Annotated in this window: 14 protein-coding genes, 1 tRNA gene and 2 pseudogenes; 10 read left to right on the top strand and 7 right to left on the bottom strand. The window is 71.6% G+C overall.

Annotation, left to right across the window (positions count from 1 at the left end; genetic code table 11):
• The first annotated feature begins 33 nt into the window (after positions 1-33).
• The 3 genes from ACTMS2_RS14800 (at position 34) to ACTMS2_RS14790 (ending at position 3,176) form a co-directional block, all read left to right on the top strand.
• A complete protein-coding gene (locus tag ACTMS2_RS14800; protein ID WP_441175862.1) occupies positions 34-555 on the top strand; it encodes a hypothetical protein in 522 nt (173 codons plus the stop codon).
• 132 nt (positions 556-687) lie between these two features.
• Positions 688-1,578: an ABC transporter ATP-binding protein gene (locus ACTMS2_RS14795; protein WP_441175861.1), complete on the top strand. Its 891-nt coding sequence runs from the start codon at positions 688-690 to the stop codon at positions 1,576-1,578.
• Positions 1,575-3,176 (top strand): hypothetical protein, encoded by a 1,602-nt coding sequence (locus tag ACTMS2_RS14790; protein WP_441175860.1) that lies wholly within the window; start codon positions 1,575-1,577, stop codon positions 3,174-3,176. The genes ACTMS2_RS14795 and ACTMS2_RS14790 overlap by 4 nt, the downstream gene beginning before the upstream one ends.
• 103 nt (positions 3,177-3,279) lie before the next feature.
• On the opposite strand, the gene ACTMS2_RS14785 is transcribed toward ACTMS2_RS14790, so the two are convergent.
• Complete coding sequence (locus ACTMS2_RS14785; RefSeq protein WP_441175859.1) at positions 3,280-4,572, bottom strand: phospholipase D-like domain-containing protein; 1,293 nt, start codon at positions 4,570-4,572, stop codon at positions 3,280-3,282.
• 533 nt (positions 4,573-5,105) lie between these two features.
• Here ACTMS2_RS14785 and ACTMS2_RS14780 point away from each other — a divergent pair.
• Together ACTMS2_RS14780 and ACTMS2_RS14775 are read left to right on the top strand one after the other, a co-directional pair.
• A tRNA-OTHER gene (locus tag ACTMS2_RS14780) sits at positions 5,106-5,233 on the top strand.
• A 55-nt stretch (positions 5,234-5,288) separates the two neighbouring features.
• Complete coding sequence (locus ACTMS2_RS14775; protein ID WP_441175858.1) at positions 5,289-7,448, top strand: hypothetical protein; 2,160 nt, start codon at positions 5,289-5,291, stop codon at positions 7,446-7,448.
• Between the two features lie 125 nt (positions 7,449-7,573).
• Here the strand turns inward: ACTMS2_RS14775 and ACTMS2_RS14770 are convergent, their stop codons facing one another.
• Entirely contained in the window at positions 7,574-8,290 is a 717-nt protein-coding gene (locus ACTMS2_RS14770) for a hypothetical protein (RefSeq protein ID WP_441175857.1), read from the bottom strand.
• A 497-nt stretch (positions 8,291-8,787) separates the two neighbouring features.
• On the opposite strand from ACTMS2_RS14770, the gene ACTMS2_RS14765 reads away from it, so the two are divergent.
• Positions 8,788-10,308: a non-reducing end alpha-L-arabinofuranosidase family hydrolase gene (locus ACTMS2_RS14765; protein WP_441175856.1), complete on the top strand. Its 1,521-nt coding sequence runs from the start codon at positions 8,788-8,790 to the stop codon at positions 10,306-10,308.
• 330 nt (positions 10,309-10,638) lie between these two features.
• On the opposite strand, the gene ACTMS2_RS14760 is transcribed toward ACTMS2_RS14765, so the two are convergent.
• On the bottom strand, positions 10,639-10,974 hold the full coding sequence (locus tag ACTMS2_RS14760) for a carbohydrate-binding protein (RefSeq protein WP_441176017.1): 336 nt from the start codon (positions 10,972-10,974) through the stop codon (positions 10,639-10,641).
• Here ACTMS2_RS14760 and ACTMS2_RS14755 point away from each other — a divergent pair.
• From ACTMS2_RS14755 to ACTMS2_RS14740, 4 genes and pseudogenes are all read left to right on the top strand, one after another.
• Positions 10,934-11,149: pseudogene (locus tag ACTMS2_RS14755) on the top strand (glycoside hydrolase); the annotation flags it as partial. The gene ACTMS2_RS14760 and the pseudogene ACTMS2_RS14755 sit on opposite strands and share 41 nt — an antisense overlap.
• A gap of 200 nt (positions 11,150-11,349) precedes the next feature.
• Positions 11,350-12,342: a LacI family DNA-binding transcriptional regulator gene (locus tag ACTMS2_RS14750; protein ID WP_441175855.1), complete on the top strand. Its 993-nt coding sequence runs from the start codon at positions 11,350-11,352 to the stop codon at positions 12,340-12,342.
• Positions 12,343-12,687: 345 nt separating this feature from the next.
• Positions 12,688-12,816 (top strand): annotated as a pseudogene (locus ACTMS2_RS14745) (S1 family peptidase); the annotation flags it as partial.
• 166 nt (positions 12,817-12,982) lie between these two features.
• On the top strand, positions 12,983-13,876 hold the full coding sequence (locus ACTMS2_RS14740) for an SGNH/GDSL hydrolase family protein (RefSeq protein ID WP_250101454.1): 894 nt from the start codon (positions 12,983-12,985) through the stop codon (positions 13,874-13,876).
• A gap of 109 nt (positions 13,877-13,985) precedes the next feature.
• On the opposite strand, the gene ACTMS2_RS14735 is transcribed toward ACTMS2_RS14740, so the two are convergent.
• The 4 genes from ACTMS2_RS14735 to asnB form a co-directional block, all read right to left on the bottom strand.
• Positions 13,986-14,813 (bottom strand): SDR family oxidoreductase, encoded by an 828-nt coding sequence (locus ACTMS2_RS14735; RefSeq protein WP_441175854.1) that lies wholly within the window; start codon positions 14,811-14,813, stop codon positions 13,986-13,988.
• Between the two features lie 151 nt (positions 14,814-14,964).
• Positions 14,965-16,767, bottom strand: a complete 1,803-nt coding sequence (locus ACTMS2_RS14730) for an ABC transporter ATP-binding protein (protein ID WP_441175853.1) — start codon at positions 16,765-16,767, stop codon at positions 14,965-14,967.
• Positions 16,764-18,476, bottom strand: a complete 1,713-nt coding sequence (locus ACTMS2_RS14725) for an ABC transporter ATP-binding protein (protein ID WP_441175852.1) — start codon at positions 18,474-18,476, stop codon at positions 16,764-16,766. Before ACTMS2_RS14725 ends, ACTMS2_RS14730 begins: the two co-directional genes overlap by 4 nt.
• A gap of 11 nt (positions 18,477-18,487) precedes the next feature.
• Entirely contained in the window at positions 18,488-20,239 is a 1,752-nt protein-coding gene (gene asnB, locus ACTMS2_RS14720; protein WP_441175851.1) for an asparagine synthase (glutamine-hydrolyzing), read from the bottom strand.
• Position 20,240 lies beyond the last annotated feature (1 nt).

The raw sequence follows: 20,240 nt of genomic DNA, 5'->3' as shown, positions 1-20,240 counted from the left end.
CCCGGGTGGCGGGATCGAGATCGGCAGGGCGTCGTGCTCACCCTGTTCGTCGTGGGGTTGATCGCCGGTGGCCTGCTCAGCGGATCGGTGCTGTGGTTGCTCTCCGGCCTGTCCGCGCCCCTGCCCGTCCCGTGGCGGTACGCGGGCATCGTGGCGGTGGCGGTGCTGGGGCTGCTCCGCGAGGTCGGCCTGGTGCCGATCCGGCTGCCGCAGAACGCCCGGCAGGTGCCGCAGGACGTGCTCCAGCGCAGCCTGCGGCGCGGGGCCCTGCAGTTCGGCTTCGAGATGGGCACCGGGGTCCGCACGTACGTCTCGGCGAGCGCCCCGTACGTGCTGGCGGTCGCTGTGCTCCTCGGCGGTCAGCGCCTGCACGTCGCGTTGCTCGCCGGGATCGGGTTCGGCGTCGGACGGGCGTCGACCCCGCTGGCCCGCCGCGCCGCCGGCACGGGCGACAGGTGGGACGCCGATCTGCGGCTACGGATCCGGACGATCACCGTCACGGCGGGCGCCGTGCTCATGGCGGCCGTCAGCCTGCTGGCCGTGCGGCAGTTCTGAACGCGGCGCGAGCCGCTCCTGTCCCGGCAGCCGCGGCTTCCCCTCGATGACGGCCGGGAGTACGGTGACGGCAGGTGCGCCGGGAAGTCTGGTCGGCAGTTCGAGTCCTGCTGCTGGCCTATGGAGGCTCCGATGGGCATTGCCGCCCTGCACACCGAAAACCTGTCCAAGCGGTACGGCCGGCTGCTCGCGGTCGACGACGTCACCCTCGACGTCGCGCCGGGAGAGGTGTTCGGCTTCCTCGGCCCGAACGGCGCCGGAAAGTCGACCACGATCCGGCTGCTGCTCGGCCTGGCCCGGCCGACCTCGGGCCGGGCGTGGATCTTCGACACGGACGCTGCCGACGTCGCCGCCGCGCATCGCCGGCTCGCCTACGTGCCGGCGGACGTGGCGCTGTGGCCGCGGCTGACCGGCGCCGAGGTCCTGGACCTGCTCGGGCGCATCGGCCCCGGCGTCGATACCGCCTACCGGGACGAGCTCGTCGAGCGGTTCGCGTTGGACGTGTCCAAGCCGGCCGGCACCTACTCGACGGGTAACCGGCAGAAGGTGGCCCTGGTCGCGGCGTTCGCCACCCGGGCGCCGCTGCTGGTGCTCGACGAGCCGACGAGCGGCCTGGACCCGCTGATGGAACTCGAGTTCCGGCGGGCCGTCGGGACCGCCCGCGACAACGGGCAGACGGTGTTCCTCAGCTCCCACCAGCTCGTCGAGGTCGAGTCCGTCTGCGATCGCGTCGGCATCCTGCGCGCCGGCAAGCTGATCGAGGTGGCATCCGTCGCGGGGCTGCGCCGGCTGCACCGCACCGAGGTGGCCGCCACGTTCACCGGCACGCCACCGGACCTCACCGGCGTCCCGGGCGTCGACGCCCTGCGCGCCGACGGCGTGTCGGCCCTGCGGTTCACCCTGAACGGCCCGCCCGCGGCGGCGCTGCGCGCCCTGGCGGACGCCGGCGTGGCGACGATCGCGGTGCGCGAACCCAGCCTCGAGGAGATCTTCCTCGCCTACTACGGCCGGGACGCCCGATGAGCGCCCCCACGCTGGCAGCGGTGCGTCCCCGGCGGGTGCTGAACGCTCTCGCGGCGCGACAGGTGCGCCGCGGCGCCGCGGTCGTCGTCGCGGTCTGCGCCGGCATGTCCGCGCTGATCGTGGCCACCTACCGTACGCAGCCGCTGGATCCGGCCGCGTTGGCGGCGCTGACGCGCAACCCGGCGATCCGGACCCTGTTCGGCGAGCCGGTCGCGCTCGACGACGCGGGCGGGTTCACGGTGTGGCGGACCGGAACGGTCCTGGCCGTGCTGCTCGGTGTGTGGTCGATGCTGGCCGCCACCCGGATCACCCGTGGCGAGGAGGATGCCGGTCGGTGGAGTCTGCTGCTGTCCGGTCGTACCACTCTTCCCGAAGCGGTCCGCTGGCACCTCGGCATCCTCGCGGTCGTACCGGCTGTGGCCGGCGGGGCGACCGCGGCGGCGATGATCGCCGCAGGAGCGGGCGTCACCGGTTCGGTGCTGCACGGCACCGCCCTGGCCGTCGTCGGGTTCTTCTTCGTCGTCGTGGGTGGACTCGCCGCGCAGCTGTTCGCCGGCCGGTCGGCGGCCAACGGCGCCGCGGCCGCCGTTCTGGTCGTCGGGCTGCTGATGCGGATGGTGGGCGATGGCGTAGCCGCCCTGGCCTGGCTTCGGTGGCTGTCACCGTTCGGACTCATGGCGCTGGCCCGCCCGTTCGACACCGACCGAGGGCTGCCGGTGCTGGTGCTGGGGTTCGCCGCAGTGCTGCTGACGGCCGGCACGGTCCGGCTCGCGGCGCGCCGCGACGTCGGCGGGGCGATCGTCGGTCCGGCCGGCGGCCGGTCGGCACACAGGGCGCTGCTCGGTTCCGTGCCGGCCTTCGCGGTGCGGCGCACCCTGCGGCCGTTGGCCGGGTGGTCGGCCGGCATCGGCGCGTACTTCCTGCTCATCGGGGTGATTGCCCGGTCGATGACCGACTTCCTGACGGCCAGTCCGGAGTTCGCGACGAGGGCGGCCGCGGCCGGCTTCGGGGAACTCGGCACCGTGCGGGGCTACGCGGCGACCATGTACGCCCTGCTCGCGGTGCCCGTCGGGGTGTTCGTCGCGGTCCGGCTCGCGGCCGTCGCGGCGGACGAGAGTGCCCGGCGGCTCACGTTGGTGTTGGCCGCGCCGGTGACCCGGCTGCGGCTGCTGGCCGCCGAGACGGCCGCCGCGATCGGCGGCGCGTTTGTCCTGGTCACGGTGGCGGGTCTCGCCATGTGGGTCGGTACGGCCACGGTCGACGCGGGACTGGGCGTGGGCGACGCCCTCGCCGGTGCCTGGAACGTCCTGGCCGTCGTGGCGCTCTGCCTCGGCGCCGCGGTCCTGGCGCTGGGCTGGATGCCCCGCGCCGTCGCGGCGATCGGAGCCCTGCCGGCTGCCGGTGGTTTCCTGTGGCACGTCGTCGCGGACAGCGTCGGCGCACCCGCCTGGCTCGCGGCGTCGACTCCCTTCGCGCACCTGGCCGCCGTGCCGGCCACGACACCGGACTGGGCCGCAGCCCTGGTCATGGCCGGCCTGGCAGCGGCCGGGCTCGTCGCGGGCGCGATCGGATACCGCCGCCGCGACCTGCACGCCTGAGCGCCTGCGACACGGTCTCGGCCCTGCGCCGACGGTTGCGGTGACGCGCGGGGCGGCCGGAGTCGGGCATCCGGCCGCCGGTGGGCAGCCGGCCAGGTCGTGCTCAGCGGACGGCGCCGCCGCGGGCCCGGCAGGTGTCCCGCACGTGCCAGAAGTCGCGCAGGTACTCGTCGTGCATGCCGCGCCCCATGATCCGCAGCAGGGTCTCGTCGGCCTGTCGCAGGGCCGAGACGGCGTAGTTGTGGCTGCCGGTGAAGACCCGCGGCACGATGTCGTCGTCGTACGCGCCGTCGATCAGCATGTACTTGTTGTGGGTCCGGATGTCGCGCCCCGGGCCGACGTTGAAGTTGCACCTGGTGAGCTGGATGTTGCCGCCGAGCGCGTTGAGCACGGCGGTGTTCGCCTCGGTGTAGACGACGTCGACCCAGCAGCCGGCGTTGCGCAGGGCGGTGAGTCGCTTGGCCACCTCGGGCCGGTTGAACGAGTACATGTTGACCCGGATGTCGGTCTGCCGGCGGGTGCCCGCGTCGTCGTAGCTGCACGAGGTCACGGCGTTCAGGATGCTGACCACGGTGTCGGTGGCGGGGTCGGAGAGCGGCTGACCGGAGCGTTCGCGGCGGGGGAAGAAGTGCGCCTTGTAGGTGCTGCCGGTCGGCGTCACCCAGTAGTAGTCGTTGTCGCCGGTCGAGCTGTACCGGTGGGAGCGCAGGTCCGCGAAGTACGTCCGGTAGGCGTTGTAGGTGGTGGCGTCGCTGAACGTCACCCCGTTGTTGTACGCCTCGTTCGCGTCCCACCACGTCAGGTTCGCCGAGCCCTGAAAGACCACGTTGGACACGCTCGCCCCGGTGCCGAGCACGATCCGCGAGGCGGTCAGGAACTTGTTGTGGTTGTACGCGGTGACCGTCGAGTCGGTGTACTGGATCGCCCGGGTGCCGATGCAGCCGCGGTCCTGGCTCGGAAAGCGGTCCGCGCAGTGCACGATGTACGAGCCGGCGGTGTCGGTCGAGCCGAGGACCGGTTGCAGCCGTTGGAACGGGCGCCCGGTCGCCGAGGACTGGTCCACGATGATCTTCACCCGGACGCCCCGCTGGTACGCGGAGACGAGGCGGCCGGGGATGTCCGGCGTGGTGGCGGAGTCCGTCACGTCCGAGAACGAGAAGTGGAACCACGACATCTGGATCTCCTCGCCCGCCGGAACCCGGTCGATGATCCCGGCCAACTGCATGAAGATCGCGTTCTGCTCGGCGACCGAGCCGAGCGGCCGGCTGAACACCGGCTTGTCCAGCACCGGGTCGGGCCCGGCGGCGCTGGCCGGCGCGGGGCGGAGGGCGGGGACGCCGCTGGCGGCGAGGACGGCCACGAGGACCAGCGCCGAACGGGTCGCGAGTCGCGTCATGAATCGATTGGCATCCATCAATGGAGGATCCCATCGGCGCCGGTCGGCGGGCTACCCCCTCGCCGTAGCGGCCGGAAAGGGCGCGGACCGCCCTTCCCTGCTGCTCCCGCGAGCGTCCACGCGCCCACCGCCGTCCACGACGCCCAGCCAAGGTGTATCAGGACCTCCTGGACCCTGAAGCAGCCGGGCGACGTCCATGGCGTCCTGATCACCATGCGGGCCTCCCGCGTTCGCGCTGTCGGTGCGCGGCGGCGGAGGAGGTGGACAGGCCGGTGGGCGGCCCGCGCCGTGCATCTCCCGTGGCAGCGCGGAGGCCCGACGAAAGCCGATGTCCTAGGACGCTTAAGGGGGTGTGCCGGCTGTCGCCGGCCTCACCCGACGACGCCTGCCACGCCCGCGCCATCCGGCGATGGCGCACGGCGGTAGCGGCGCAGGTCGCCGGTGGGTGGGGGTGCCATGCGGACCCCACCGCAGCGCATTCGCCGGCAAATGCGATGGCCATGCCGAAACGGCGGGTGCGATGATCGACACCTGGGTCGCTAGCTCAACTGGCAGAGCATTCGACTGAGTAGCGCGTCCGCTCTCCGCCTGTGCGGGCATGGAGGCGCTTCCTTCTCCTTGTTGGATCGAAGGGTTCGGGGTTCGAGTCCCCGGCGACCCACTGTGCCGCGGCTGCGGGTTGGCAACCGCCGGAGTCGAGCGGAACGGGGGACCACGTGCTCGAGAAGCTGATCATCCAGAAGACACTGCGGGTACCGGCCAGCACCGGCGCGGCCGGCGACGGCGGGCCGGTGGCCCGGCAACTGGACGCGGCGCTGCTCGACGTCGGGTTCTCGGCGTCAAGGGCGCTGCTGGAGCACATCGGCGCCCTGGCGCCCGCGCCGGCGATGGACCTCGCCGCCACGGTCGTCGGGGCGGTGCGCGAGCTGGTGGGCGACCACGTCCAGCACAACGCCTATTTCATCGGCTTCCCCGACGACGTGCCGGACACCATCGAGTTCTGGACGGACCGCCTGCGGGCGGCCGTACTCACCGGCGGAGGCACGGCGAGCGACGCCCAGCTGCGCGACGCCGTGGCCTCGGGCGGCGTGAACCTGCTCGACCTGCCGGCCTACGGGACCTACCAGCACACCTGGGCCGAGCTCCTTGCCGCACACGACGATCTGATCAGCGCAGCCGGTGACCGGGTGACGGTGCTGCGTCTCGGCGACGCCGTCGACGTGGAGACAGAGCGGCTCTATCTTGCCCTCGCCGGCAGCGCGACGCCGCACGGCGAAGCGGACCTCGCGATCCTCAGCGAGCTGGCGGTCGCCTGCGTGGACGGCACGCAGCCGGCCGAGATCCCGGTACGCGAGAACCGGGCCGTGCTCAACGGGATCCGGCTCGTCCTCGGGCGGCCGCTGGTCGGCGTCGACACGACGACCGACGTGCTGCGCCTCGCCTGCCAGGTCTCCGGCGGCGACGCCTCGCTCGTGGCACCCACGCGCTTCCGTGCGTTCCGGCGCCCGGAGCGGCGGATGCTGCTGGCCGCGCTGGACGAGGTCGTCGGCGCGAGCCCGGCGAAGCTCGCCGACGTCGTGCGCCACGCGGAGCGGTGGAAGCGGCTGGGGGAGCGGCTGCACCCGCACGAGTACGGCCAGTGGCCGCACGCGCAGGCGGTGTTCGCGGTCGCGCGCGGCGAGCGGCCGGTCCGCACCATCGCCGGCCGCGCGGAGGCCGCGATCCGCGCCGGAGCCGTCGGTCGGGCCGCATCGGTGCTGTCGGCCGCGCCGGGCCTGCTCCTGCGCTCCGCCGACCGGCTGCTGCGGCTGGCGCCGCCGGCGCAGCGAACCGCTGTGGTCGAATCGGTCACCGGTGCGCTCGCCTCGGCGTCGGGCCGGGTCCTCCTCTCCTTGCGCGAGCATGTCGACAACCGGCTGACGCCCGCGTCCGCCCGGATGTACGCGAGCCGCTCGCGCAACGCGTGGGTCGGGCCCGACGAGCGGCCACCGCTGCCGGCCGGGCTGGTGGCCGAGCTGTCGTCGTTGCTGGACGCCGAGATCAGCGCCCGGCTGCCGGAGCTGGAACGACCGCTGGTGGTGGATCCGGAGGTGCTCGACGTCGCACTGCCGCTGTCCGGCAAGGCCGCCGAAGGCGGTTTCGCGGTGCTGCCGAGGGGCTCGCGCGCGGCGGTCTCCGGCGAGCTGCTCCGCTTCTTCACGTACTGGCGTCAGAGCAGTCGTCGCACCGACTACGACCTGTCGGTGCTGCTGCTCGACGACGGGTTCCACAGCGCGGGCCAGGTGTCGTGGACCAACTACCACCACGACGGCGTGGTGCACTCCGGCGACATCACCGAGGCGGGGAACGGTGCGACCGAGTTCATCGACGTGCCCCTGACGGTCGGTGGGCGCTACGTGGTGCCGCAGGTCAACATCTACGCGGGCGAGTCGTTCGACGAGGTCGCCGAGTCGATGTTCGGGTACCAGACCCGTTCGCGCGACCAGCTCGGCGCCCCGTTCGACGCGCGCACCGTGCGGGCGCGTTCGCACCTGCGGGGCCAGGGCCGGGTCGCGCTGCCGATGGTGTTCGTCAGGGGCGAGGAGGGCTGGCAGGCCGTGTGGCTGCACCTGTACCTGCGCGGCCGGCCCTCGTTCAACCGGGTGGAGGGGAACACGTTCACCACCGCCGACCGGGTGCGAGCTCTGCTGGAGCGGCGATACCTCACGGTGTCGTACCTGGTCGACCGCTGGCGGGCTGGGGCGGAGGTGACGATGTGGGACGGCCAACTGCCGGAGGAGCCGGTCACCTTCGTCGGCATCGAGGCCCCCGAGGGGCTGCCGGACGGGTCGGAGGCCTATACGCTTGATCGGCTCAGTGAGTTGATCCCTGAGTAAGCGGCGAGAGCCGAGGCCATGCGGGCGCTTCCTGCTATCCCGTTCGATTCGGTACCTCCGCCACGCGGGGGATTGGTATTCAGCACCCGCGCTCTCCTCGGCCCTCGCCCGCTCAGGCGGTGTCCTCAGGCCAGCAGGCCCTCACGCATCCGCGCGCCCAGGTTGATCGCACCCACCGCCCGGGGGCTGGTCGGGTCGTACACGTCGTAGGTGTTGTTGCGGCGCATCAGCTCCCGGACGGCAGGCGGCAGCCGGGGCGGGTCGTCCATGGCCGCGAGGACCTGCGCGGTGCTCGAGATCAGGCGATCGGCCAGGGTGGCGGCGTCGGTGTCCAGCCGCACCCGGCCGTACTCCCAGCCGGCCGTGGTCAGGTCGAGCACCTCGAACATGCGGGTCACCAGCGGGTCCGGGTCGGTCACCCGGTCGAGCCGGGACGCCTGGCTGCCGAGCACCGTGACGGCGGCGGCCACCTGCGCGTACGGATGAAAGCCGCACGGCAGCGCGGACAGCGGCCATCGCAGGGCCTGGCCGGCTTCCTTCCACAGCGGCCGATAGTTGCGGCGGTTCACCAGGAGCCGCCGGCCGGTGCGTCGGTGCACCTCGTGGGCCTGGCCCTGCAGGTCCGCGTGGGCCTCGTCGGCGACCTGGCTCACGATCCGGGCCGCCACCACCAGGCCGTCGTCGTCGCCCAGTATCGCGGTGACCGCCTGGGCCTGCTCGCGGAACGGGATTCGCGCGTGGGCGCCGTAGCGGTGCTGGACGTCCCGCAGCAGCGCCTGCTGCCGACCCTCATCGAGTTGGATCCGCCCGCCACCGCCCAGTAACCCCCGGAGCCACCGCATTTCGCCTCGTTTCAGCAGAGCCGTCCCGGACCGCGGCAATGCTAGTGCGTCAGACCTTTCCCGTACGGATCGGGTGGCTTGATCGCCACGGCGCCCGTGATCCCCGCCCCGGGCGCCCGTCGTGGCCCTTCGCGCGGCGGGCCAGGAGCACCCGTGGCTCTTCGCGCGGCGACCATGAGCACCGTGGCCCTCCGCGCGGCGGGCCAGCGGCAGACGTGCGGGGACGCCGCCGTCGCAGCCGTGTTCGCGTGCCGTGGCCCGTCGCCGGCTGGCGGCCTGGCGACGTTACGGCTTGACGAACGGCATGTTATCGCTGACAGTCGATGACTAGGGACGGCGGCGGTGTGGTTCACCGGGCGGCCACGCTCGCCGCCTCGGGCCAGGCTTCACCAGGGCGTGCACGAAAAGTGTTAACGCTAACTAGCGCGCGCCCGGCGCGCCGCCACGCGTCGCGGTGCGCCCGTCCGTACGCCATTTCCCTGTGTTTGAGGAGGATCATGTCTGCCTTTCGTCAGGCTCCATCGATCGCGCCGCCGTCGCGGCGGCGCGGGCTGCTGCTGCGGTTCGTCGCCGCCGGCGTGGCCCTGTTGGTCGGCGGTGCCGCCGCGGCGGTGGTGTCGTCGACGCCCGCCGCCGCGGCGACGGTCGACACGAGCGCGTGGTACGTGTTGATCAACCGAAACAGTGGCAAGGCCCTGGACGTCTACAACCTGGCCACGAATGACGGCGCGCGCATCGTGCAGTGGGCGCGCAACGACGGCAACCAGCAGCAGTGGCAGTTCGTGGACTCCGGCGGTGGCTACTACCGGTTGCGGTCGCGGTTGTCCGGCAAGGTGCTGGACGTCTACAACTTCTCGACCGCCAACGGTGGCAGCATCGTGCAGTGGGCCGACAACAACTCGGTCAACCAGCAGTTCCGGTTGGCCGACTCTGCCGGTGGCTACGTCCGCCTGATCAACCGCAACAGCAACAAGGTGGTGGAGGTCCAGGGCGCCTCGACCGCCGACGGTGGCAGCGTCGTGCAGTACGACGACTGGAACGGCAACAACCAGCAGTGGCAACTCGTCCGCGTCGACGGTGGAGGAAACCCCACCACGCCGCCGCCTGGTACGTGTGCTCTGCCGTCGTCGTACCGGTGGTCGTCGTCGGGTGCGTTGGCGCAGCCGCGGGCGGGATGGGTGTCGCTGAAGGACTTCACCCACGCCCCCTACAACGGCCGCCACCTCGTCTACGCCACCACCCACGACACCGGCACCACGTGGGGTTCGATGAACTTCGGTGTCTTCACGAACTGGTCCGACATGGCCTCGGCCAGCCAGAACCCCATGCCCTTCGCCGCCGTCGCACCGTCACTGTTCTACTTCGCCCCCAGAAACATCTGGGTCCTGGCCTACCAGTGGGGCGGACCCGCCTTCTCCTACCGCACCTCCACCGACCCCACCAACGTCAACAGCTGGTCGTCGCCGCAGACGCTGTTCTCCGGCAGCATCTCCGACTCCGGCACCGGCCCCATCGACCAGGCGATCATCGGTGACAGCACGAACATGTACCTGTTCTTCGCCGGCGACAACGGCAGGATCTACCGGGCCAGCATGCCCATCGGCAACTTCCCCGGCAGCTTCGGCTCCACCTCGACGGTGATCATGAGCGACACGACGAACAACCTGTTCGAAGGCGTTCAGGTCTACAAACTCCAGGGCCAGAACCGGTACCTCATGCTCGTCGAGGCGATCGGCGCGCAGGGTCGCTACTTCCGCTCCTTCACCGCCACCAGCCTGGGCGGTACGTGGACACCGCAGGCCGCCACCGAGAGCAACCCCTTCGCCGGCAAGACCAACAGCGGCGCCACCTGGACCAACGACATCAGCCACGGCGAACTGATCCGCAGCAACGCCGACCAGACCATGACCATCGACCCCTGCAACCTCCAACTGCTCTACCAAGGCCGATCCCCCAACTCCGGCGGCGACTACGGCCTGCTGCCCTACCGACCGGGCGTGCTGACGCTGCAGCGCTGACGACGTGACACCGGTTCCGCTCGGCTGTTCCTGACGTCCGCGGGCGCCGGCGAGTGCCGGCGGTCAGCGTCAGGGTGCGGGGCCAGGATCGGAAAGTCGCCAGGGGCGGGCTCGGCGTGACGCCGAGCCCGCCCCGGGCCACGCAGAGGGTACGTGGCGCGTGAAACGATCGATCTCGTGCCGGACGCCCGGCGCGCGGGTTTCCTGCCGGCCAGCGGCATCCGCTTGACCCTGGCTTCGATGACACGACAGATGTCGACTGCTACCCGAGTTCGGATAGCGACATCGATCATCGCCGACAGGAGAGGGCCGCGCGGCGACGGTCGAGCGTCACCGCACAGCCCTCTCCCGAGGCCGACCCGGGCGCGGGACCACTGCACGCTGGCGGCGGAGGTCGCAGGTGCCGGAGGCCCCGCTGACCGCGCAGGTGGAGGTGGTCCACGTCTGCCAGCCGCCGGCACACGTGCCCGCGAGCGGGCCGGTGACGCTGTCGAGTCGTACCTCGATCCGACCGCCGGCCGCTCCGGAGGCCACCCGGGCGCGGAGGAACTCGCGTCGGCGCCGAATCGCCAGCGCCCCGGTCACCGTCGCCAGCACCCGGTCGCGGTACAGGCCCCGGCCGGAGGTCTCCGGCGGGCGGATCTGGGTGCTGGCCAACGCCGACATCCGACCCGGCTCGGGGCGGCAGGAGAGGTTCTCGTACAGCACCGACGGGGTCACCTTCGTCGCGCTGGGCAACGCGCTGACCCTCAACAACGCCTGGCAGTTCTTCATGGGATACCGGTTCGGCATCTTCAACTACGCCACCCAGTCCCTGGGCGGCGCGGTGACGGTGCGCCGGACCGGACGGCTCAGCCGCACTCTGGGCGACGGGACGGCTGGCGTAGACTGTCGACGTTCCAACCTCGGTCACCCGGCACACGTCGCCGTGGCGGATGGGAGGGCGGCTTCAGCACCACGAAGGCCGCTCCTGTCGACGTCGGCGTGCGCGATCGCCGACGGGCGGGCGGGGGAGGTGAGGTGGCCGTGCGGAGTCCCGCGATGACAGACGTTGCTCGCCTCGCCGGCGTCTCCCACCAGACGGTGTCCCGGGTGCTCAACGGGCACCCGAACGTGCGTGAGCAGACCCGGCTTCGCGTGCAGGCGGCGATCGCCGAGCTGGGCTACCGGCCCAACCGTGCGGCCCGGGCACTGGTGACCGGTCGGTCCCAGGTGATCGGTGTGGTCGCACAGAACACCACCCTCTACGGTCCGGCGTCGTTGCTGGCCGCCCTGGAGCAGGCGGCCGCCGAGGCGGGGTTCGCGGTCAGCGTCGGCAGCGTGAGCGACCTGGACCACCGGTCCATCTCCGCGGCGGTGGAGCGGCACCTCGCGCACCGGGTCGCCGGCATCGTCGTGATCGCGCCGGTCGAGTCGGCCGGGGAGGCCCTCGAACGACTTCCTCAGGACGTGCCCCTGGTCACCGTCGACGGTGACCCGCGCCGACCGATCCCGCTGGTGACGGTCGACCAGGTCGCCGGCGCCCGGGCGGCCACGCAGCACCTCCTCGACGCGGGGCACCGGACGGTCTGGCACGTCTCCGGCCCGTCGGACTGGTTCGACAGCGCGGGGCGCATCGAAGGATGGCGGGAGGCCCTGCGACTGGCCGGCGCCGAGGTGCCGCCGCTGGTCTCGGCGGACTGGTCCGCGGCGGCCGGCTACCGGTGCGGTCAGATGCTCGCCCGGATGCCGGAGGTCACGGCGGTCTTCACCGCCAACGACCACCTGGCGCTCGGTGTGCTGCGGGCGTTGCACGAGCACGGCCGACGGGTGCCCGACGACATCAGCGTGGTCGGCTTCGACGACGTGCCCGAGGCGGCCTACTTCATCCCGCCGCTGACCACCGTGCGGCCCGACTTCGCCGCCGTCGCCCGGGCGAGCCTGGACATGTTGCTCGCCCAGATCGGGTCCCCGGACCTCGCCGGCCCGCTGCGGCAGACGGTCGCACCGAGCCTGGTCGCCCGCGCCAGCGTCGCGGCCCCGCCGCGCCGCTAGCCACCCCACCGCGCGTGGGCGCGGTGCGACGGGCTTGTGGCGTACGCCTTCGCGGCCAGCGGGCACGCCAACCACAGGTCGCGGCAGGCCGCGTCCCGACCGCCGGAGCGCCCTTCCGCGGCGTCGATTTTTCGGCGCGTGGCCTTGTCCCGGCATGCGGTCGTGGTGGGCGAGCGGGGTCGTCCGGTGGGTCGCGGGCCGGGTCGACTGACCTGCTGATTCTCGGCCGAATACTCCCTAATCGCCGCAGGCGCCACTGGTCGAGCTGTCCGGACCCAAGGTATGAGAAGTGGCTGAGTCCGACCAACCATCACTCTTGCAACCAATATGAGATCTATGAATACCGCGCTCTTCAGCGGAAGTACCGCCCTGGGCCTGACCTCCGGTGGCAGCGGCAACTGTTCCTCCGGCGGAACCACCTACTTCCAGCCGGTCACCGAGGCGCTGAGCGTCTACGGGGTGGAGATCGTCTGAGGGACGGCACACCAGCGGGGCCGCCGGGACACCGGCGGCCCCGCTGGTGTGCCCGCGCCCGAGCCGCCGACCCGGCCGGGGACGCCGGTAAGGGTCATCGATATTGACGTTCGACGACGGCACGGACAGAATCACGGCACCCACCATGATCCCTCTGGGAGATGCCATGACCCGTCCCCGCCTGCCGTTGCTCCGGGCGGCCAGCCGGCTCGCCGCGTTCGCCGCGGCCACCGCCGGTGTGCTGCTCGCCTTCGCCGTACCGGCCAACGCCGCCGCACCCACCGGGCGCTACGTCGCGCTCGGTGACTCGTACACCTCCGCCCCGCTGGTCCCCACCCAGGTGGACCTGAACTGCCTGCGCTCCAACCGCAACTACCCGTCGCTGGTCGCCGCCTCCGCCGGTTCGTCGTCGTTCGCCGACGTGAGCTGCTCCGGCGCCACCACCGAGGACATCCTCGTCGGCGGCAGCGGCGCACTGGGCATCTCGCTGCCGCCGCAGCTCAGCGCCGTCACCTCGAACACGAGCCTGGTCACCGTGCAGATCGGCGGCAACGACATCGGCTTCTCCGGCATCATCAGCGACTGCGCGGAGGCGAGCCTCAAGAGCCCGCTCGGATCCCCGTGCAAGAACCGGTACACCGCCGGTGGCGTGGACCAGTTGCAGGCCAGGATCGCCGCCACCGCGCCGAAGGTGACCGCCGTGCTGCAGGCGGTCCGCCGGGCCGCCCCGGGCGCGCGGGTCGTGGTGCTCGGGTACCCGGCGATCCTGCCCGACAGCGGCTACGGCTGCTGGCCGGTGGTGCCGATCGCCTACCAGGACGTGCCGTACCTGCGCAGCGTCCAGAAGTCGCTGAACACGATGCTCGCCGCCACCGCGGCCGCGAACGACGCCAGCTACGCCGACGTCTACGCCCCGTCGGTCGGCCACGACACGTGCAAGAGCAGCGGCACCCGGTGGGTCGAGGGGCTGATCCCGCAGAACGCCGCCGCCCCGTTCCACCCCAACGCCAGGGGCGAGCAGGGCATGGCCAACGCGCTGCTGGCCAAGCTGAACAGCTGACCGACCCGTCGGCCCACCGGGCCGCGCTCTGCCCGGTCTCCGGACCGGACAGGGCGCGGCCGCCGCCTCACGCGCAGGGCCCGCGGACCCGACCGGTTTCGGGCCGGGGTCACGCGATGATGTGATGGCCCGCCTTGACGACCTGGTCGTACTCGCTGCGCCGGGCGTCGTAGGCGGCCTCCAGGAAGGTCTCCGAGTCCGGTCCCACCGGCAGCCGTAGCGGCGGCGACTCCATCTGACCGAGCCGCCAGACCACGTCCGCGAAGAGCGCGGGGGAGTTCACCTCGACCTTGGTGTTCATGCCGCGCAGCGCGCCGAGCAGGCCGTCGCTGATGGGCGTGTAGTCCGCGATCCGGTGCTCCGGCATGACCAGGTTGGCGCTGTAGCCGGTGGCGAAGCCGCCCGGCTGAAGGATGGTGACCTTCACCCCGAGGTGCCCGGCCTCGGCGGCCAGCGACTCGGCCGCTCCCTCCATCGCGAACTTGCTCGCCGTGTACGCGGCCAGCCCGGGAAAGGGGACCACACCGGCGACCGAGCTGACGAAGACCGCGTGCCCGCGGCGCTGCGCCCGCCACACCGGCAGTACGGCCCGGGTGAGCCGCCACGGCCCGAAGACGTTGGTGTCGAACTGCGCGGCGACCTCCGCGTCGGAGACCTCCTCGAAGGTGCCGAACTGCCCGTAGGCGGCGTTGTTCACCAGGACGTCGACGCCACCGAAGGCGTCCACCGCCCGCTCGACCGCCTCCGCGCACTGCGCCGGATCCCGTACGTCCAGGGCGGCGGCCACCAGGTTGCCCGGATGCCGGGCCACCAGTTCGTCGAGGGTCTCCGGCCGTCGGGCCGTCGCCACCACCTCTTCCCCCTCGGCGGCGAGCCGGGCCGCGAGGGCCCGACCGAGTCCGCTCGAACATCCCGTGATCAACCAACGCTTCGCCATCGCTCTCGACCTGCCCCATCCGAAGGGTAACCCATCGGATGCAGAGTGTCAGGATCGCCGACGCGGGTGAAGGGACACCGGCTGTCGCCAACCGGATTCGTCGGGTACCCGGCGCACCGTCCTGATCCATCAGCTGACTCGTTTGGATCGATCAGCTGCGCCCGTCAGGCGGCGAAGTCGCACGGGAAGCAGCCGTCGTAGGGTTCAGCGTCCGTTCGCCCGCGACCACGGCGGACAGCCAGCGATCCTCGGCAAGGAGCTCCGCCGGCGGGCCGTGCGCGACGACCCGGCCGTCCCGAACCACCGCCACCGCGTCCGCATCCAGTGCCCCCAACAGGTCGTGGGTCACGACGATCGTGGTGCGTTCGAAGCGCAGCAGGCGGGTGGCCTGCTGCACGGCTCGGTCAGTCTCGACGTCCAGGCTGCTGGTCGCCTCGTCCCAGATCAGCACCGCCGGGTCCGCCATCCACGCCCGTAGGATCGCGACCACCTGACGCTGACTCGCGGACAGCGCCGCCCCGCGCACGCCCACCTGAGTGCCGAGGCCACCGGACGTGGCGGACAGGACCGGCCAGATCCCCAGCTTACGGGCGGCCGCCTCGATGTCGGCGTCGGTGGCCGTGGGATCACCCCACCGGATGTTGTCCCCGACGGTACCGGTGAAGAGGAACCCCTCCTGCGGCACGTAGGCGACCGCCCGGCGCAGGTCCGCGTGGGTCAGCCGGCGCAGGTCCACCCCGTCGAGGGTGATCCGGCCCCGCCGCGGGTCGTAGAAGCGCAGCACCAGCTTCGCCAGCGTCGACTTGCCGGCCCCGCTCGGGCCGACGACGGCGAGGGTGCTGCCGGCCGGCACGGTGAGGTTCACCTCGTGCAGCACGTCGGGTCCGGTGACGCCGTCGGCGTCGGGGTAGGCGAAGGTGACGCCGGACAGGACGACCCCTCCGCGCGGCTTCACCAGCCGTACCGGAGACGCCGGTTCGGCCACGGTCGCCGGTGTCGCCATGATGCCGTTGACCCGCTCTGCGCCCGCGACTGCGGCCTGCACCGTGTCGTACACGGTGGACAACTCGTAGATCGGGCTGAAGAAGCCGCGCAGGTAGAGCAGGAAGGCGGTGAGGGTGCCGATCTCCAGGCCGTCGGTGACGACGGAACGGGCGCCCATGGCCAGGACGGCGACGGTGGCGAGCGTCGAGCAGAGGTCGATGGTGGGGAAGTAGACGCCAGCGCTGCGGACTGTCGCGGCCTTGGCCAGCCGCTCCTCGGCGTCCACCGCGGCGAGCCGGGCCAGTGTGGCCCGTTCGTGGCGGAACGCCTGGATGACCGGCACAGCGGTGAGCATCTGCTGCACCTGAACGGTCACCGCCGTCGCGGTCTCCCGCACCTGTCGCCAGGCCACCGCGGACCGGCGGCGGAACCATCTGGTGGCCAACACCAGCACGGGCACCACGACCAGGCAGGCGAGGGCCAGCCCTGGATCAAGTAGTACGAGGACGACCGCCGTGCCGGCGAAGGTGAGCGTACTGACGAAGAGGGTGACGAATCCCTGGGTCAGCAGCCCCGTCATCGCCTCGATGTCGGCGGTGAGGCTGGCCACGAGCCGGCCGGGGCGACTGTGTTCGTGGTACTGCATGGGCAGCCGCTGGAGGTGCGAGAACAGCGCCACCCGGGCGGTGCACAGCATGCCGTGTCCCGCCCGCGCGACCGCGCGGACCTGGGTGCGGGCCGCGAGCACCTCGATGCCAGCCAGCGCGATGCCGGCTATTGCCGCCAGGGACAACACCCCGGCGTTCCCGGTCAGGATCCCGTCGTCGATGGCGACCTTCACCAGGTACGGGATGGCGAGCGCGGCGGCGGTCTGGACGACGGCCGCCGCGACACCGAGCAGGACCTGTCCTCGGTGCGCCCGCGCCAACGGGCGCAGCAACGCGACCGTGCCCCCACGCCGCGCGGTCACCGATGACCACCGCCCGCCTCGGTGGCCTCGCGCAGAACGCCTGCGTCGGTCAGCGTCACCACCCGGCCGGCTTTGTGTCGTGCGGTGCCGGGTCGTGTCAGGTGCAGCACCGTCACCGTGCCGACCAGTTCGCCCAGCCGGTCGTGCACGCGGCGTCCGGTCTCCATGTCGAGCTGGGTCAGCGCGTCGTCGAGGACGAGGATCCCAGGTTCCGTCAGGAGCGCCCGGGCGAGGGCCAGGCGTTGGCGTTGACCGCCGGAGAGAAGGTGTCCCTGGTCACCGACCACGGTGTCCAGACCCTCGGGCAGCGATCGGATCACCTCGTCGGCAGCGGCGAGGCGCAGGGCCCGCTCGAGTTGCGCGTCGGTGGCCATGGAACGGCCGATGAGCAGGTTGTCCCGGATGGTGCCGTGGAACAGGGTGGCTTCCTGCGGCACGTAGCCCACCGTGCCGCGCAGGGAGGCGAGCGTGACGTCGGAGACGTCGACGCCGTCGACCAGCAGGCGACCGGAGTCCGGCGGCCAGAGCCGTACCAGGAGCCCGGCCAGGGCCGACTTGCCGCAACCACCGGGGCCCTCGATCGTCACGTGCTCACCGGCCATCACGTGCAACCGGATCCGGCGCAGGCCCGGCCATGTCCCGCCGGGATGCCGGAAGCAGAGGTCGTCGAGGGTGACGGAAGCCCCGCCGGAAGGTCGGGGCAGGTCGACCGCGCCAGGACGGTCGGTCATCGTCGGGCGTTGGTCCAGCACCTCGAAGACGCGTACAGCGCTCGCGGCGGCCCGCCGGGCGGAGCCGAACAGCCCGACCATCGAGGCGACCGGCCAGACCAGCAGCGCCATGTAGGTGCTCAGCGCCACGAGGGTGCCCACAGTCAGCGATCCCCGGATCGTCAGGTACCCGCCGAACCAGACGATGAGCACCAGCCCGATCTCGGGCAGCCCGATCGTCCAGGGCAGGTAACGGGCCTGGAGAGCGGAGGCGGCCACGTTCTGCTCGCGAACCTCGATCGACCTGCGGGTGAACGCCCGGATTTCCTCGTCCTCCCGGCCGAGCCCCTTGACGACCCGGATTCCCGCCGCGTTCTCCTCGGCGTGTGTGGCCAGCGCGGCCACCCTCTCCTGAAGGGTGGCGGAGACGGCGAACGTCTTGCGGCCGTAGCCCACGGTGACCAGCCCGAACAGCGGCAGGACGCAGGTGGCGGCGAGTCCCACCGGCCACGACAGCACCCAGATCTGGGTCAGTGCGGCGGCCGCGGTCAGCGAGTTGAGGATAATGAACAGAGCGGAGTAGGAAACGAAGGCGCGGACGATCCGCACGTCGGATCCGACGAGGGAGAGCACCCGGCCGCTCTCGACGCGGCTGTGCCAGCCAACGTCGAGCGAGAGCAGGTGTCGGAACAGCCGGGCCCGCAGGTCGGCCTCCAGTCGCAGCCCGACGCCTCCGCTGGCCTCCCGACGGACGACGTCGCAGAGCCAACGCAGGGCGGCCAGGCTGAGCAGGAGCCACAGGCCGTCGATGGTGGCGTCGCTGTCGCGGGGCACCAGTCCGTGATCGATGATGTGCCGGATCACCAGCGGCAGTGCGTTGGTGAGGAGGATGACCAGGACGCCCAATCCCACTGCCGCCGCGGCCGCCCGCCACTGGGGCCGCAACAGTGCCATTACGCGGAGCAGGCCATCCCGCTCGTCGACGGTGTCGGTCGGCATAGGACTGCTGGTCAGCCGCGCAGGGAAAGGGCCGGCCGGCGGGCCTGCTCCGTCATGAAGTCGAGCATGGTGAATCCGTCGGGCAGCACGCCCCGGTATCGGATGAAGATCTCCCGGTACAGGTTGAACACCAGCAGGTCGGACTTCTGGTCGAAGTACGCGCCGTACTCGTCGTCGCGCAGGTAGTCCGCCGGCAGCACCTGCTCGCAGAGGCGGATGAACCGCTCCCGGTGCCCGAGTACCGAGGTGGGTGCCCCGATCTTGCGGCGCAGCACGCTGCCCACCAGGTTGACCTCGTCGCCCCAGGTGGTCAGGACGGCATGCTTCAACAGTCGCTTGGCGATGCCCAACTCCCAGTCGACCCGGTACGCAAGCGGCTGACGGAAGGCGAACTCGACCACTCGGTGGTCGAGGAAGGGCACCCGCATCTCCAGGCTTGCCGCCATCGAGGAGGCATCGAGGAGCTCCAGGTGGTCCCGGGTGAGCTGTTCCCGCATGTTCTCGGCGAACAGCGTCCGCAGGTACTCGGGGAATGGCTGGTCGGCCGTGAGGGAGTCCAGGAACTGCCGGCCCCGACTGCTGACGCTGTGGCCCGACGTTTCGAGGGCGGCGAGTCGGTCGAGCATGCGACGGGTGCGGAACCGCCGGTCGACGTACTCGCCGTAACCACCGAAGACCTCGTCCGCGCCCTCGCCGTTGAGACACACCTTGACATCGCGGCCGATGCGTCGGCAGAGGACGTTGAGTGCGATCCCGCCAAGACCGGCGGGCTGCTCGGCGGCGGTGAGGTAGCGGGGGATGGCGGCGACGAAGTCCTGGAAGCTCAGGATCGACACATGGTGGTCCAGTCCGAACTGCCCGGCCAGCCGTCGGGCCTGCACCACGTCGGGATGGTCCGGACGGTCCCCGATCGTGTACGCGCGGATCGGGCCGTCGTGCAGCTCGCGCATGAGCCGTGCCAGGAGCGTCGAGTCCAGCCCGCCGGAGAGCGTGACGCCGACCTCGACCTCGGCCATCAGGTGCGATTGGACGGTGTTCCGCAGCAGGTCCATGAGTTCGGCGGCGGCCTCGGGTAACGGGACCGGATCGGGGTCGACGTCCGGCAGCGTGTGGTAGCGGGTGAGCGCGGTGACCAGCCGGCCCTCTGCCACGACCGCGCTGAGCACGTGGCCGGGCGGCAGGCTCACCACCCCGCGCAGCAGGGTGCCCGGGCCGGCGGGATGGCCGAGCACGACGGTGTCCACCAGCGCCTCGCCGTCGATCTCGGGCGTCAGCGAGGAGTTCTGTAGCAGGGCCTTGACCTCGGAACCGAACAGCAGGGCACCGTCGACCTCGGCGTAGTGCAGCGGCTTGATGCCGAATCGGTCGCGGGCCAGCAGCAACCGTTCACCGTCGACGACCGCGAAGGCGAACATGCCCTGGAGATGATCGACGCAGCGGTCGCCGTACTCCTCGTACAGGTGCACGATCACCTCGGCGTCCGAGTCGGTACGGAAGTCGTGTCCCCGCCGCCGCAACTCGTCCCGGAGTTGTCGATAGTTGTAGATCTCGCAGTTGGCCACCACGTACACCTCGCGGCGGTCGCCGCGGATCGGTTGGGCGCCGTTGTCGATTCCTATGATGCTCAGGCGTCGATGACCGACGCCCACGACGCCCGCGTCGTACCGGCCCTCGTCGTCGGGGCCGCGGTGGCGCAGTACGTCCGTCATCGCCGTCAGAGCCGACCGGTCCTGACTGCCGAAGATTCCGGTGATGCCGCACATC

The sequence above is a fragment of the Micromonospora sp. SD12 genome, from assembly GCF_052068495.1.
Taxonomy (GTDB): domain Bacteria; phylum Actinomycetota; class Actinomycetes; order Mycobacteriales; family Micromonosporaceae; genus Micromonospora; species Micromonospora echinofusca.
The sequence above is the reverse complement of the archived record's forward strand: the minus strand, read 5'-3'. Positions and strand labels throughout refer to the sequence as shown.

Bases quoted from the DNA above. Each gene is read 5' to 3' on its own strand.
- ACTMS2_RS14740 (WP_250101454.1), top strand. From the start codon at position 12,983: ATGACCCGTCCCCGCCTGCCGTTGCTCCGGGCGGCCAGCCGGCTCGCC.
- ACTMS2_RS14790 (WP_441175860.1), top strand. From the start codon at position 1,575: ATGAGCGCCCCCACGCTGGCAGCGGTGCGTCCCCGGCGGGTGCTGAAC.
- ACTMS2_RS14795 (WP_441175861.1), top strand. From the start codon at position 688: ATGGGCATTGCCGCCCTGCACACCGAAAACCTGTCCAAGCGGTACGGC.
- asnB (WP_441175851.1), bottom strand. From the start codon at position 20,239: ATGTGCGGCATCACCGGAATCTTCGGCAGTCAGGACCGGTCGGCTCTG.
- ACTMS2_RS14760 (WP_441176017.1), bottom strand. From the start codon at position 10,974: ATGTCGGCGTTGGCCAGCACCCAGATCCGCCCGCCGGAGACCTCCGGC.
- ACTMS2_RS14725 (WP_441175852.1), bottom strand. From the start codon at position 18,476: ATGCCGACCGACACCGTCGACGAGCGGGATGGCCTGCTCCGCGTAATG.
- ACTMS2_RS14735 (WP_441175854.1), bottom strand. From the start codon at position 14,813: ATGGCGAAGCGTTGGTTGATCACGGGATGTTCGAGCGGACTCGGTCGG.
- ACTMS2_RS14750 (WP_441175855.1), top strand. From the start codon at position 11,350: ATGACAGACGTTGCTCGCCTCGCCGGCGTCTCCCACCAGACGGTGTCC.
- ACTMS2_RS14770 (WP_441175857.1), bottom strand. From the start codon at position 8,290: ATGCGGTGGCTCCGGGGGTTACTGGGCGGTGGCGGGCGGATCCAACTC.
- ACTMS2_RS14765 (WP_441175856.1), top strand. From the start codon at position 8,788: ATGTCTGCCTTTCGTCAGGCTCCATCGATCGCGCCGCCGTCGCGGCGG.
- ACTMS2_RS14785 (WP_441175859.1), bottom strand. From the start codon at position 4,572: ATGACGCGACTCGCGACCCGTTCGGCGCTGGTCCTCGTGGCCGTCCTC.